The 12505-nt window shown below is 72.0% G+C and carries 13 protein-coding genes; 10 read left to right on the forward strand and 3 right to left on the reverse strand.

The features are described from left to right. The 9 genes from VGO20_RS00855 to VGO20_RS00895 form a co-directional block, all read left to right on the forward strand. Positions 1-812, forward strand: an 812-nt coding sequence (locus VGO20_RS00855; RefSeq protein ID WP_327500384.1) for an IclR family transcriptional regulator, incomplete at its 5' end; no start/stop codon positions are given. A gap of 47 nt (positions 813-859) precedes the next feature. Continuing rightward, positions 860-2407: an ABC transporter substrate-binding protein gene (locus VGO20_RS00860; protein ID WP_327500385.1), complete on the forward strand. Its 1548-nt coding sequence runs from the start codon at positions 860-862 to the stop codon at positions 2405-2407. A 70-nt stretch (positions 2408-2477) separates the two neighbouring features. After that, a complete protein-coding gene (locus VGO20_RS00865; RefSeq protein ID WP_327500386.1) occupies positions 2478-3419 on the forward strand; it encodes an ABC transporter permease in 942 nt (313 codons plus the stop codon). Between the two features lie 3 nt (positions 3420-3422). After that, the gene (locus tag VGO20_RS00870; RefSeq protein WP_327500387.1) at positions 3423-4316 is read left to right on the forward strand and encodes an ABC transporter permease; all 894 of its coding nucleotides are present in this window, start codon (positions 3423-3425) and stop codon (positions 4314-4316) included. Positions 4317-4320: 4 nt separating this feature from the next. Then, positions 4321-5577 (forward strand): amidohydrolase/deacetylase family metallohydrolase, encoded by a 1257-nt coding sequence (locus VGO20_RS00875; RefSeq protein WP_327500388.1) that lies wholly within the window; start codon positions 4321-4323, stop codon positions 5575-5577. After that, positions 5570-6619, forward strand: a complete 1050-nt coding sequence (locus tag VGO20_RS00880; RefSeq protein ID WP_327500389.1) for an ABC transporter ATP-binding protein — start codon at positions 5570-5572, stop codon at positions 6617-6619. The genes VGO20_RS00875 and VGO20_RS00880 overlap by 8 nt, the downstream gene beginning before the upstream one ends. Then, complete coding sequence (locus VGO20_RS00885) at positions 6616-7590, forward strand: ABC transporter ATP-binding protein (RefSeq protein ID WP_327500390.1); 975 nt, start codon at positions 6616-6618, stop codon at positions 7588-7590. Before VGO20_RS00880 ends, VGO20_RS00885 begins: the two co-directional genes overlap by 4 nt. Continuing rightward, positions 7587-8099, forward strand: coding sequence for a RidA family protein (locus VGO20_RS00890; RefSeq protein WP_327500391.1), 513 nt, complete (start codon positions 7587-7589; stop codon positions 8097-8099). The genes VGO20_RS00885 and VGO20_RS00890 overlap by 4 nt, the downstream gene beginning before the upstream one ends. 18 nt (positions 8100-8117) lie before the next feature. Beyond that, complete coding sequence (locus VGO20_RS00895) at positions 8118-9329, forward strand: aminotransferase class V-fold PLP-dependent enzyme (RefSeq protein WP_327500392.1); 1212 nt, start codon at positions 8118-8120, stop codon at positions 9327-9329. Between the two features lie 52 nt (positions 9330-9381). On the opposite strand, the gene VGO20_RS00900 is transcribed toward VGO20_RS00895, so the two are convergent. Beyond that, the gene (locus VGO20_RS00900) at positions 9382-9732 is read right to left on the reverse strand and encodes a VOC family protein (protein ID WP_327500393.1); all 351 of its coding nucleotides are present in this window, start codon (positions 9730-9732) and stop codon (positions 9382-9384) included. Positions 9733-10047: 315 nt separating this feature from the next. Here VGO20_RS00900 and VGO20_RS00905 point away from each other — a divergent pair, with 315 nt between their 5' ends. After that, a complete protein-coding gene (locus tag VGO20_RS00905) occupies positions 10048-11202 on the forward strand; it encodes a pentapeptide repeat-containing protein (RefSeq protein ID WP_327500394.1) in 1155 nt (384 codons plus the stop codon). 12 nt (positions 11203-11214) lie between these two features. Here VGO20_RS00905 and VGO20_RS00910 read toward each other — a convergent pair whose 3' ends face one another. Both VGO20_RS00910 and VGO20_RS00915 read right to left on the reverse strand, forming a co-directional pair. Then, a complete protein-coding gene (locus tag VGO20_RS00910; protein ID WP_327500395.1) occupies positions 11215-12087 on the reverse strand; it encodes a sterol desaturase family protein in 873 nt (290 codons plus the stop codon). 198 nt (positions 12088-12285) lie between these two features. Further along, positions 12286-12505 (reverse strand): hypothetical protein (locus VGO20_RS00915; RefSeq protein WP_327500396.1); only part of this gene is annotated, 220 nt, incomplete at its 5' end.

Raw genomic sequence — 12505 nt, forward strand, 5'->3', positions numbered from 1 at the left:
AGCGCGACGGGGAGAACGGCGAAGCGGGACGCGAGCGGCGAAGCCGGGTCAGCGGTATCGACCGGGCGTTCCAGATCCTCGACGACCTGATGGAACGCGGGACGCCGGCCACCGCCTACGACATCGCCAGGAGCATCGGCGCCCCCACCTCCACGGTGTACGAGATCATCGAGGGGCTGGCGGCCAAGGGCATCTTGTCGAAGCGCGCGGACAGCGGCGCGGTCTTCCTGGGGCCGAAGCTCCACTTCTACGGCCTCGCCTACATCAAGGACCAGAACGTCTCGGCCGTCTTCCAGCGCGCGATCGAGGACTTGAGCCGCGCGACCGGCGAGACGGTCCAGATCTGCGGGCGCGATGACGACAAGATGGTCGTCCTGATGATGGAGTCCGGCCCGGGCTATTTCCGCATCGCCTCGCAGGTCGGCTCGCGGGTCCCGCTGAACTGGACCGCCTCGGGCCGGCTGCTGATCGGCCACATGACCCCGGCCGAGCGCGCGGCCCTGCTGGCCCGGGCCCAGCCGTCGCCGACCGGCCGCGCCGAGACCGACCCGGCGCAGCTGGAGGAAGCCTGCCGCAGGGCGTGGGCGGAAAGACTGTCCATCCAGCGCGGCGAGGCCGACGCGGCGGTCGCCTGCATCGCCTCGCCGATCCGCGACGCGGCGGGCGACTGCATCGCCACGATCAGCGTCGTCGTGCCGGAACACCGGGCGACCGAACGCGAGTCGCAGCTCGCCGGGCAGGTCAGGACGGCCGCGACCGACATCGAGGAGGCCATGGGCTGGCGGCGCGCCGACGCTCCGGCCGCCGGCTGAACTTCGTCCCACTCCACCGATCGAACCAAGAAAAGGGAGGACTCACGATGCGATTGCTGCTTTGGTCCACGCTCGCGGGCGTGCTCGCGGCGGGTACGGCGTTCGGTGCGCTCGCCGCCGAGCCGGTCAAGGGAGGCGCCATCAACGTCGCCACCATCGGCGAGCCGCCGACGCTCGATCCCTCGGCCAGCACGGCCGACATCGTCGGCCTGATCGCCCAGCACTACTACGAGACGCTCTACACCTTCGGCCAGGACTGGAAGATCGTCCCGCTGCTGGCGGCCGAGGCTCCCACGATCTCGCAGGACGGCACGCAATACGTCATCGGCCTGCGCGAGGGCGTGAAGTTCCACGACGGCTCGACCATGGACGCGGACGACGTCGTCGCCTCCCTGAAGCGGTGGATGGACGTCGCCGTCCGCGGCAAGCAGGCTGCCGCCTATGTCACGGAAGTCACGGCTGTCGACCCGCTGACCGTCAGGATCGTCCTGTCGGAACCCTACGCGCCGCTGATGGGCCTGCTGTCGCTGGCGACCAGCGCCGCGATCGTCATGCCCGCCGACAAGGCCGCCGCCGGAACTGCCGAGCAAGCCGGCGACCCCGTCGGGACCGGGCCCTACCGGTTCCAGGAGCGCCAGCCCGACCGATACATCCTGCTGACCCGCTTCGAGGACTACACCGCCCGGGAGGACGCGGCCGACCTGTACGGCGGCCGCCGCACCGCGCATCTGGACGAGATCCGCTTCGTCCCCGTGCCCAACGCCAATACCCGCGTCGAAGGCGCGCTCGGCGGCCAGTACCACTATGCCGACGCGCTGCCGGTGGAAGCATACGGCACCCTCGACGGCCAGCCCGGGGTCGAACCGGCGGTGGTCGAGCCGTTCGGCTGGCCGGTCATGTTCTTCAACACCCGCGAAGGAGCGCTGACCGACCCGGCGTTGCGCCGTGCGGTGCTCGCGAGCCTGAACTTCTCGGACATGCTCGAAGCGGCGTTCGGCAGCGGCGAGTTCTATGCCGTCGACGGCAGCCTCTACCCCGAGGGCTTCATCTGGCACACCGAGGCGGGGACGGCGGCCCACGACCAGGGCGACCCCGCCAAGGCCGCGGAGATGGCCCAGGCCGCCGGCTACGACGGCAAGCCGATCCGCATCCTGACCAGCATGCAGTACGAGTTCCACTACAAGATGGCCCTCGTCGCGGCCGAGTACATGAAGCAGGCCGGCTTCCAGGTCGACCTTCAGGTCAGCGACTGGGCCACCCTGACCCAGCGCCGGGGCGAGCCCGGACTTTGGGAGATCTACTTCACCCACAGCCCGTTCCTGCCGGAACCGGCATTGAACTCCTTCCTGAACAACGAAGCCCCGGGCTGGTGGGCGACGCCGGAGAAGGACGCGCTGGTCGCCGCCCTCAATACCCAGAGCGACCCGGCCGCCCGGGCGGCGATCTGGGCCGACTTCCAGGAACTCGTCTACGAGCAGGTCCCGATCGCCAAGGTCGGCAACTTCAACGCGCTCGGCGCGCGGAGCACCCGGCTCGCCGGCTTCCAGCCGTCGCCGTGGCCGTTCTTCTGGAATACCTGGATCGAGAGCGACTGACCCCGGCATCCGCATCGCGCCCGTCGGCACCGGTCCGCCCGCGCCGGCGGGCGCTCCCGAGGAATTGATCATGAAGGGTTACATCCTGCGCCGGCTGGGAGGCATGGCGGTCGTCATGTTCATCGTGGCGACCGTGGCCTTCGTCATCGTCCGGGTCGTTCCGGGCGACCCGGCCGCGATCATGCTGGGTCCGGATGCGACGCCGCAGGACGTCGCGGGCCTGCGCGCGGCGCTGGGCCTCGACCGGCCGCTGCCCGTCCAGTACGCGATCTTCCTGGGCGATCTCGCGACGGGCGATTTCGGCCACTCCATCTTTCTCGACCGCCCCGTGCTCCAGGCCCTGGCGGAACGTGCCGAGCCGACCTTCGTCCTGACCTTGATGGCGACGCTGATCGCGGTGCTGATCGGCGTGCCGGCCGGCATCGTGTCGGCCGTCAACCGCGGCCGCCCGCTCGACCAGGTCACCCTGGCGCTCGCGATGCTGGGCGCCAGCATACCCAGCTTCTGGCTCGGCCTGCTGTTCATCCAGTTCTTCAGCGTCGGGCTCGGCTGGTTCCCCGTCGCGGGCTACGGCGATCCCGGTGCCGGCTTCGCGGAGCGGGTCCATCACCTCGTGCTGCCCTCGCTCGTCCTGGGGCTGATCAGCTCGGCCCTGATCACGCGCTTCACCCGGGCGAGCATGCTCGACGTGCTCGGGGAGGAGTACATCCGCACCGGCCGCGCCAAGGGCCTGGGCGAATGGCGCGTCGTCATGAAGCACGCGCTGCGCAACGCGCTGATCCCGGTGCTGACCGTGATCGGCCTGACGATCGCCATCCTGCTGGGCGGCGCCGTGGTGACCGAGACGGTGTTCGGACTGCCCGGCGTCGGAAACCTCGTGGTCCAGGCGGTCCTGCGGCGCGACTATCCCGTCATCCAGGGAGCACTGATCGCCATCGCCGGCATCTACGTGCTGATCAACCTCGCCATCGACCTGCTCTACACCGTCGTCGACCCGCGCGTGAGGTACTGAGCCATGACCCTCTCCCTGCCCGCCTCCGATCCCGCCTCCGATCCCGGCGCCGCCCGCACCCGCGTGCCGGGCTTCCTGAGCCTGCTGTGGCGGCGCAAGCTGCTGCTCGCGGCGGTCGTCATGCTGGGCATGATCGTGCTGACGGCGCTGGCGGCCCCCCTCGTCGCGGGCTTCGACCCCAACGCGATGCGGATCTCCCAGCGCCTCCGGCCGCCGGGCCTGGACCATCTCTTCGGCACCGACGAGTTCGGCCGCGACCTGTTCGCGCGCGTCGTCCACGGCGGCCGCGTCTCGCTCGCGGCGGGCGGGCTGACCGTCCTGATCGCCTGCATCGGCGGCGTGGCACTCGGCATGCTGGCCGGCTTCTTCCCGCGCCTGGACGGCACCGTCGCCAAGGTGATCGACGCCATGATGGCGTTCCCCGACATCCTGCTGGCGATCGCGCTGGTGGCCGTGCTGGGGCCGTCCCTGGCCAACGTCGTGGTGGCGCTGGGCATCGTCTACATACCGCGCGTGGCGCGCGTCGTCCGCGCCTCGACGCTGGTGATCCGCGAGCTGCCCTTCGTCGAGGCGGCCCGCGCGCTCGGCGTCCCGACCCACCGCATCCTGCGCTACCACGTGCTGCGCAACCTGACCTCGCCGATCATCGTCCAGGCCACCTTCATCTTCGCCTACGCCATCCTGGCCGAGGCGGGCCTGTCCTTCCTCGGCGTCGGCGTGTCGCCGGCGACCCCGACCTGGGGCACCATCATCAACGGCGGCCAGCAATACGCCCGGCAGGCGCAATGGATCATGCTGTTCCCCGGCGTCGCGATCGTGCTCTCGGTCTTCTCCCTCCAGATCATCGGCGACGCGTTGCGCGACGCGCTCGACCCCAAGCTTCGCAAGGACGTCTGACATCATGGCTCCGGCACGCTCCGCTTCCCCCGCGGCATCCCTGCTCCTGCGCAACGCCCGGCCGATCGCGTTCGGCCCCGGGCTTCCCGACGGCCAGCGCATCGACGTGCTGATCGGCGCCGACGGCCGCGTCGCGGCGGTCGGCCCGGGGCTCCCGGGCGCGCCGGGCCTGCCGGCCGTTGATCTCGGCGGCTCCTGGCTCTCGCCGGGCTGGGCCGACCTGCACACCCATGTCTATTGGGGCGCCACCGACATCTCGGTCCGCGTCCGGGAGGTCGGGGCGGCCACCGGCGTGCTGACGCTGGTCGATGCCGGCTCGGCCGGCGAGGCGAACTTCGCGGGCTTTCGCGAATACGTGGCCGAACCGGCGCGCGAGCGGGTCCTCTCCTTCCTGAACATCGGGTCCATCGGCCTCGTCGCGTGCAACCGCGTCAGCGAGTTGATCGACGCGCGCAGCATCGACATCGACCGCACGCTGGCCTGCATCGAGGCCAACCGCGACATCATCCGGGGTGTGAAGGTCCGCGCGAGCGGCGTGATCGTCGGCGCCTGGGGCGTCGCGCCGGCCAGGATCGCCAGCAAGGTCGCGAAGCTGGCCGGGCTGCCGCTGATGGTTCATGTCGGCGAGGCGCCGCCCCTGGTCGAGGAGGTGTTCGAACTGCTGCGCCCCGGCGACATCGTCACCCACTGCTTCCACGGCAAGCGCGGCGGCAACATCCTCGAGGACCCGGACCTGTTCGACATGGCGCGCGAGCTCCAGGCGCGCGGCGTCGTCCTCGACATCGGGCACGGCGTCGCGTCCTTCTCCTACGAGGTTGGCGCCGACGCCATCCGGCGCGGCCTGCTGCCGACGACGATCAGCACGGACCTGCATCAGCACAACCTGCACGGCCCGGTGTGGGACCTGTCGCTGGTGATGTCGAAGCTGCTGGCGCTCGGCATGCCGCTCGACGCGGTGGTGACCGGCGCCACCCGCAACGTCCTGCGCGCGGTCGGCGAGCCGCACGAGGCGCTGCTGGAGCCGGGGGCTCCCGCGCGCTTCACGGTGTTCGACCTGGTCGACGCGGAGTTGAGCCTGCCCGATTCGATGCGCCGCGACCTGCGGCTGTCGCAGCGCCTCGTGCCGCGCCTGGCGATCCTCGGCGACACGGTGATCGAGGCGGCGAGCAACCACCGCCGCGCAGGCGGCGAACCGGACAGCCACCGCCGCGCAGGCGGCGAACCGGACAACCACCGCCCCGCGGGCGTCGATCATGGCTGAGCCGGCGCTGGACCCGAACGTCGTCCTGCGGATCGAGGGGCTGAAGACCCATTTCCGGCGCGACGGGGCCACCGTGAAGTCGGTGGACGGCGTCGACCTCGAGGTCCGGCGCGGCCGGACGCTCGCGGTGGTCGGCGAGTCCGGCTCGGGCAAGTCGGTGACGAGCCTGTCCGTGATGCGGCTGATCCCCGAGCATGCGGGGCGCATCGTGGACGGCCGCATCCTCTATCGCGATCGGACGGGCCACGTGGCGGACCTCGCGCGCCTGCCGCCGGCGCAGATGCGGCGCATCCGCGGCCGGGAGATCGCGATGATCTTCCAGGAGCCGATGACCAGCCTCAACCCGGTGTTCACGGTCGGCGACCAGATCGCCGAAGCGGTGATGCTGCACGAGGGCAAGAGCCGCTCCGAAGCACGCCGCACCGCGATCGAGATGCTGCGCCTGGTCGAGATCCCGGCGGCCGAGCAGCGGGTCGACGAGTATCCCCACCGGCTTTCCGGGGGCATGCGCCAGCGGGTGATGATCGCGCTGGCGCTCGCCTGCCGGCCCAGCCTGCTGATCGCCGACGAGCCAACCACCGCGCTCGACGTCACCATCCAGGCCCAGATCCTGGACCTGATGCGCCGCCTTCAGCACGAGATGGGCATGAGCATGCTGTTCATCACCCACAACCTCGGCGTCGTCGCGGAGATCGCCCACGACGTGGCGGTCATGTATGCCGGCCGGGTCGTCGAGCAGGCCGACGTCCGTTCGCTTTTCGCCCGGCCGAGCCACCCCTACACCGTGGGGCTGCTCTCCTGCGTGCCGCGGCTGCGCCGCCACCGCGCCGATGCGCAGGCGGCGGGCGGACGCCCCGCCCGGCCCCGGCTGTCGGCCATTCCAGGATCGATGCCGAGCCCGCTGGCGCTGCCTCCGGGTTGCGCCTTCGCGCCGCGTTGCGGACGCGCGGACCCGGATTGCGAAGCCGCGGTCCCGGCACTGGCGGAAACGGCGCCCGGCCACCGGACCCGCTGCCTGCACTGGAAGGAGACCGGCGCATGACCGGAACCGCCGACACGCTGCTGCGCGTCGAAGGGCTGAAGAAGCACTTTCCTCTCGGCCATTCCCGCGACGGCGTCGTGGTGAAGGCCGTGGACGACGTGTCCTTCAATGTCGGTCGCGGCCGGATCGTCGGGCTGGTCGGCGAGTCCGGTTCCGGCAAGACGACGGTCAGCCGCGCGATCCTGCGACTGATCGAGCCGACCGGCGGCCGGGTCGTGTACGATGGCACCGACGTGATGCGGCTCGACGCCCGCGCCCTGCGCCGGTTCCGCCGACACATGCAGATCATCTTCCAGGACCCCTACTCCAGCCTCAATCCCCGCATGACCATCGAGGAGATCATCGGCGAGGCGTTGACCGCGCAGGCCCCGATGCCCGCCGCCGAGCGGCGCGACCGCACGGCGCGGCTGCTGGAGCGCGTCGGGCTGGGCCCCGAACAGATGCGCCGCTACCCGCACGAGTTCTCGGGCGGCCAGCGCCAGCGGATCGGCATCGCGCGGGCGCTGGCGGTCGAGCCCGGCTTCGTCATCGCCGACGAGGCGGTCTCGGCGCTCGACGTGTCGGTGCAGGCCCAGGTGCTCAACCTTCTCCAGGACCTCCAGCAGGAGCTGGGGCTCACCATGCTCTTCATCGCCCATGACCTGGCGGTGGTCGAGTACCTGTGCGACGAGATCGTGGTGCTCTACCTGGGCAGGATCATGGAGATCGGCCCGACGGACGCGGTCTGCAACGATCCCCGCCACCCCTACACCCGGGCCCTGCTCTCGGCCGCCCCGGTCCCGGACCCGACCGCGGACCGCAAGCGGCTCGTGCTCGCCGGCGACATCCCCAGCCCCATCGCCGCGCCGTCGGGCTGCGTGTTCCGCACGCGCTGCCCCTATGCGGTCGCCGATTGCGCCGCCGTGGTCCCACCCCTGCGCGAGACGGCGCCCGGCCGTTTCAGCGCCTGCATTCTCGAGGACATCGGATGAGTTTCGATACGTTCGCTCCGGGTGCCGTTCCCGCCCGGGCCCTGCCCCAGGGTCCGGAGGCCCGGCTCGCGGCACTCGGCGTGACCCTGCCGCCGGCGCCCGAACCCGTCGGCAACTTCGTCGGCCACCGGCGCGCGGGGCAGCTGCTGTTCCTGTCCGGCCAGGGGCCCGTCGAAGCGGACGGCCGGCTCCACACCGGCAAGGTCGGGACCGAGGTCGGGGTCGATGAGGCCTACCGCCACGCCCGGCTGACCGGCCTCAACCTCCTGGCGGTGATGCGCGAGGCGCTCGGCGACCTGGACCGCGTGGACTGCGTCGTCAAGCTGCTCGGCCTCGTCAACGCCGCGCCCGACTTCACGAGGCACCCGACGGTCATCAACGGCTGCTCGGACCTGCTGCTCGACGTCTTCGGGGCCGCCGGCGTCCATGCCCGCTCCGCCATCGGGGTGGGCTCGCTGCCCAACAACATCACGGTCGAGATCGAAGCCATCGTCGCCGTGAAAGACTGAAAGCGCGAGGAGCCTTCCATGTCCAGAACTCCCGGGAACGATCCCCGAGCGGCCGAAGGCCTCCGGCCCGTCATCAACGTGTCCGGCACCATGACCAGCCTCGGCGCCTCGATCGCGGTGCCCGACGCGATCGGGGCGATGGCGGCGATGCTGCCGCATTTCGTGGAGATCGGCGATCTCCAGCGCAAGGCGAGCGCCGAGATCGCACGGGCCTGCGGCAGCGAAGCCGGCTTCGTCACGGCCTCCGCCTCGGCCGGCATCACGCTCGCGGTCGCCGGCTGCATGACGGGGGCCGACCTGGCCGCGATCGAACGGCTGCCCGACACCGCCCGGCTGGAGAAGACCGAAGTCGTCGTCCAGGCCGGGCATCTGGTCCATTACGGGGCCCCGGTCGACCAGGCCGTCCGCCTCGCCGGGGCCAGGGTGGTCCCGGTCGGCACCGCGACCCTGGCCGACGCCTACCAGCTCGCCGGCGCCATCACGGAGCGCACGGCCGCGGCCCTCTACGTCGTCTCCCATCACGTCGTCGGCTACGGCCAGATCCCGTTCGACGCCTTCGTGAAGGAATGCAGGGCCCGCGGCGTGCCGGTGATCGTCGACGCGGCGTCGGAATACGACCTCCGCGGCTTCGTGGAGCGCGGCGCCGACGTGGCGCTCTACAGCGCGCACAAGTTCCTGGGCGGGCCGACCGCCGGGATCGTCGCCGGCCGCAAGGACCTCGTGCGCGCGGCCTATCTCCAGAACGTCGGCATCGGCCGCGGCATGAAGGTCGGCAAGGAGGGGGTGATCGGCGCCATGGCGGCGCTGCGCACCTGGGAAAAGCGCGACCATGCGGCGATGCGCGCCCGCGAGGACGGCATACTGCGCCACTGGACGGAGCGCCTGGACGGAGTACCGGGCCTGGCGACGGCGGTGGACCCCGATCCCACCGGCAACCCGCTGTCCCGGCTGCGCGTGACGATCGACCCGGCGCAGGCGCGCATCACCGCCTGGGACCTGGCCGACGCGCTCGCCGCCGGCGACCCGCCGGTGATCGTCCGCGACCACGAGGTCGAGCACGGCTATTTCCACCTCGATCCCTGCAACCTTCATCCCGGCCAGGAAACGCTCGTCGCGGAACGCCTGCTGGCGGAATGCGAACGCGCCCGGGCCCGCAACGAACCGCCCGCCGCCGACCTGGCCGGGCGGCGTGCCCGGCAGACCGCGAGGTTGCTGGCCTGGCCCGACTGAACCTCCCGCCATCCCGCGGCCGGGTGCCGGACCTGTCCGGCGGGCCGGAACCCTACGAATGGATGAGGATGTTGACGAGCCTGCCGAACGGGTCGCGCACGAAGAACCGGCGCACGCCCCAGGGCTCCTCGGCCGGCCCGTATTCCGGAAGGAAGCCCGCCGCGCGCATCCGCTCCAGCGCGGCGTCGAGGTCGTCGACCTCGATCGACAGGTCGGGCACCGGCGTGCCGGAGCCGCCTTGGGACGCGAAGGCGACCTGGACCGTCATCCGCTCGCTGGAGCCGTAGGTCGCGATCCAGCCGTGGTCCATCAGCAGCTCGAGCCCGAGCACGTCCCGATAGAAGCGCTCGGCCGCCCCGACGTCCTGCGTCGCCACGTTGGCGACGATCCTCTTCACCTTCATTCCCCCACCCCCGCCGCCGTCATTCCCGGGCGATCCCCATCCTAGCCCGGCCGGCATCCGGCGCAAGCCGGTGCCTGGGCGGCGGGAGTCCGAGACCGCCCCGGAGGTCCTGCCTCGAGGCGGAACTGGCGGTCGAGGCGCCTTTCATGCTACCCCTTCGGATAGACCAACCGCCCCGCAGGTTCCCGATTGCCCCCGCAACCGCCGAGCCGGAACGGCCATCCGAACGGCCCCTCAAGCGGCCCCCCGAGCGGCCCCCCGAGCGGCCCGGTCGTCGGCCACGCGCCCGACTACGTCGACCGGATCCGCCGCACCTTGCAGAGCCATCGCAAATGGGCGGCCGGCGCGCGCGGCGGCGTGCAGGCCGACCTCAGCTTCCACGACCTCTCCGGCCTGCCGCTCGCGGGCGTGTGCCTGCGCAACGCCAAGCTGGTCGGCGCCAACCTCGCGCGCACCGGCCTGCGCGACGCCGACCTCGCGGCATCCGTCCTGCTGATGGCCGACCTGGAAGGTGCGGACCTGCGCCGCGCGAACCTGCTGGGAGCCGATCTGCGCGGCGCCAGCTTCAACGGCGCCGCCCTGGCCGAGGCGAACCTCGCCGGCGCCGATCTGCGCGTGGGCGAGCTGGGCGCGGTCGCGACCAAGCACCGGCCGCGGAACGGCGCGGCGCCGCTGTCGCGCCGCACCGGGCTGGTCGACGCCAACCTGACCCGGGCGATCCTGGTCGGCAGCAATCTCGGCGACTGCGACCTGACCGGCGCGGAGCTGGTCGACGCCGACCTGTCGGGAGCCGACCTGTCCGGGGCGATCCTGGTCTCGACCGACCTGTCGGGCGTCTCGCTGCGCGGCGCGCGGCTCCAGGGCGCCCTGCTGTCCGGCGCGTCCATGGACGAGCGCGTGGTGGCGCAGATCCTCCAGATGGGCGGCGATCCCGACCAGCGGCTCCAGCCCGTCGGCGAGCGGCTGTTCGAGCTGGTGGCCGCGCACCAGGAATGGCTCGCCAGCAGCGGCAGCCGGGGCGCCCGGCTCGAGCTGGACATGGTCGACCTGTCCGGCGCGCCGCTCGCCGAGACGGACCTGTCGGGCGCGCGCATCCAGCGCTGCGACCTGCGCGGCGCGACGCTGGAGGGCGCCAACCTCGTCTTCTCCGACCTGTCCTACTGCAACCTCGCCTCCGCCCGCCTCGCCGGCGCGGACCTGTCGGGCTGCACGCTGCGGCGCGCGAACCTCGCCGGGGCCGACCTGCGCGACGCCGTGCTCGACAGCGTGCCGGTCGCCGGCGGGCAGGCGCGCGACTGGCCGGCCAACCTGCAATACGCCCGGCTGACGGACGCCGACCTGCGGGTGCGCGGCGCCCGGGGCGCGATCCTGCGCCAGGCCGACCTGACGGGCGCGCGGGTCAACATGGCGCTGCTGCGCGGCGCCGACCTGTCCGGGGCGAAGCTGCCCTCGGCCCAGGCGCCCGCCTGACCGGCCGGCGGATCACCGGCGCGTCTTCCCCGCCTCGGCCCCCGCCTCGACCCCCACCTCGGCAGCCGTGCCGGCCCCGTCGCCTTCGCCGCGAAACGGCTGGAGGAGCATCCGGTCGATCCGGAGGTCGCCGGGCGTCCGGAACCGCTCGATGCCGATGGTCATGCCGTCATGCCCGGCCGCGGGCTGGTCCCTGTACGTCCCGAACAGCCGGTCCCACCAGGGCAGGTTGAAGCCGTAGTTGCTGTTGGTCTCGGCGGCCACGGCGGAGTGATGGACCCGGTGCATGTCCGGGGTCACGACGAGCCGGCGCAGCGCGGCGTCGATCCGCCCTGGCAGCCGCACATTGGCGTGGTTGAACATCGCGGTGGCGTTCAGCAGCACCTCGAACAGCAGCACCGCCACCGCGGGTGCCCCGAGCGCCGCCACGGCGGCCAGCTTGATCCCCATGGACAGCATGATCTCGATGGGATGGAAGCGCAGCCCGGTGGTGACGTCGAAGTCGAGGTCGGCGTGGTGCATGCGGTGCACCCGCCACAGCGCCGGGACGGCGTGGAAGCAGACGTGCTGGAGATAGATGACGAGGTCGAGCAGCAGCACCGAGACGGGCACGGCGGCCCAGGCCGGGACGGCGAGCACGTTCATCAGGCCCCATCCCTGCCGCTCGGCCAGCAGCGCCATGCCGACGGCCGCGGTCGGGAACAGGACGCGCAGCACCACCGTATCCACGGCGACGATGCCGAGGTTGTTGGGCCAGCGCAGGCCGCGGCCGTGGCCGCGCGTCCGGCGGGGCGCCAAGGCCTCCCACAGGGCCATGGCGGCGAACACGCCGAGGAAGGCGCCGAGACGGATGACCGGCTCACCCGCCAGGAGGGTGTCGCCCATGCTCTTCGCTCCTCACGTGGCCGGCGGCCAGCGCCGTCGGCCGGACGTCACTGCATCGATCGGCCGACCGATCTGACGACGCGCCGGAGACCCTGTCAAGCGAGGGCAAGGCCGTGATCCCCGTCCGATCCAGGGCCCCGTCCACGCGGGCCCCGGCATCCCGGATCGGAGGGTTCCCGGTCCGGCGCACGCGCAGGCCTAGTCGCTTCCGGTCGAGACCTCGCCGGTCTTGGCGTCGACGCGCACCGCCACCTCCTCGCCGTCACGCGTGGCGGTCCCGGTGTAGGCGCCGTCCTCCTTCGCCAGGTCGCCGACGGTCTCGAAACCCTCGGCCGTCAGCAGGATGCGCACGATCCCCTCGTCGAGGTCGGGGATCGTCTCGGGCCCGACCGCCGCGGCATCCGGCCCCGGTGCCTGG

Origin of the sequence: Arenibaculum sp. (assembly GCF_035998295.1) — a bacterium.
Classification (GTDB): domain Bacteria; phylum Pseudomonadota; class Alphaproteobacteria; order Azospirillales; family Azospirillaceae; genus DASYHS01.

Excerpts from the sequence above, each read along its gene's own strand:
- VGO20_RS00860 (WP_327500385.1), top strand. The coding sequence starts at position 860 with ATGCGATTGCTGCTTTGGTCCACGCTCGCGGGCGTGCTCGCGGCGGGT.
- VGO20_RS00865 (WP_327500386.1), top strand. The coding sequence starts at position 2,478 with ATGAAGGGTTACATCCTGCGCCGGCTGGGAGGCATGGCGGTCGTCATG.
- VGO20_RS00870 (WP_327500387.1), top strand. The coding sequence starts at position 3,423 with ATGACCCTCTCCCTGCCCGCCTCCGATCCCGCCTCCGATCCCGGCGCC.
- VGO20_RS00875 (WP_327500388.1), top strand. The coding sequence starts at position 4,321 with ATGGCTCCGGCACGCTCCGCTTCCCCCGCGGCATCCCTGCTCCTGCGC.
- VGO20_RS00880 (WP_327500389.1), top strand. The coding sequence starts at position 5,570 with ATGGCTGAGCCGGCGCTGGACCCGAACGTCGTCCTGCGGATCGAGGGG.
- VGO20_RS00885 (WP_327500390.1), top strand. The coding sequence starts at position 6,616 with ATGACCGGAACCGCCGACACGCTGCTGCGCGTCGAAGGGCTGAAGAAG.
- VGO20_RS00890 (WP_327500391.1), top strand. The coding sequence starts at position 7,587 with ATGAGTTTCGATACGTTCGCTCCGGGTGCCGTTCCCGCCCGGGCCCTG.
- VGO20_RS00895 (WP_327500392.1), top strand. The coding sequence starts at position 8,118 with ATGTCCAGAACTCCCGGGAACGATCCCCGAGCGGCCGAAGGCCTCCGG.
- VGO20_RS00900 (WP_327500393.1), bottom strand. The coding sequence starts at position 9,732 with ATGAAGGTGAAGAGGATCGTCGCCAACGTGGCGACGCAGGACGTCGGG.
- VGO20_RS00910 (WP_327500395.1), bottom strand. The coding sequence starts at position 12,087 with ATGGGCGACACCCTCCTGGCGGGTGAGCCGGTCATCCGTCTCGGCGCC.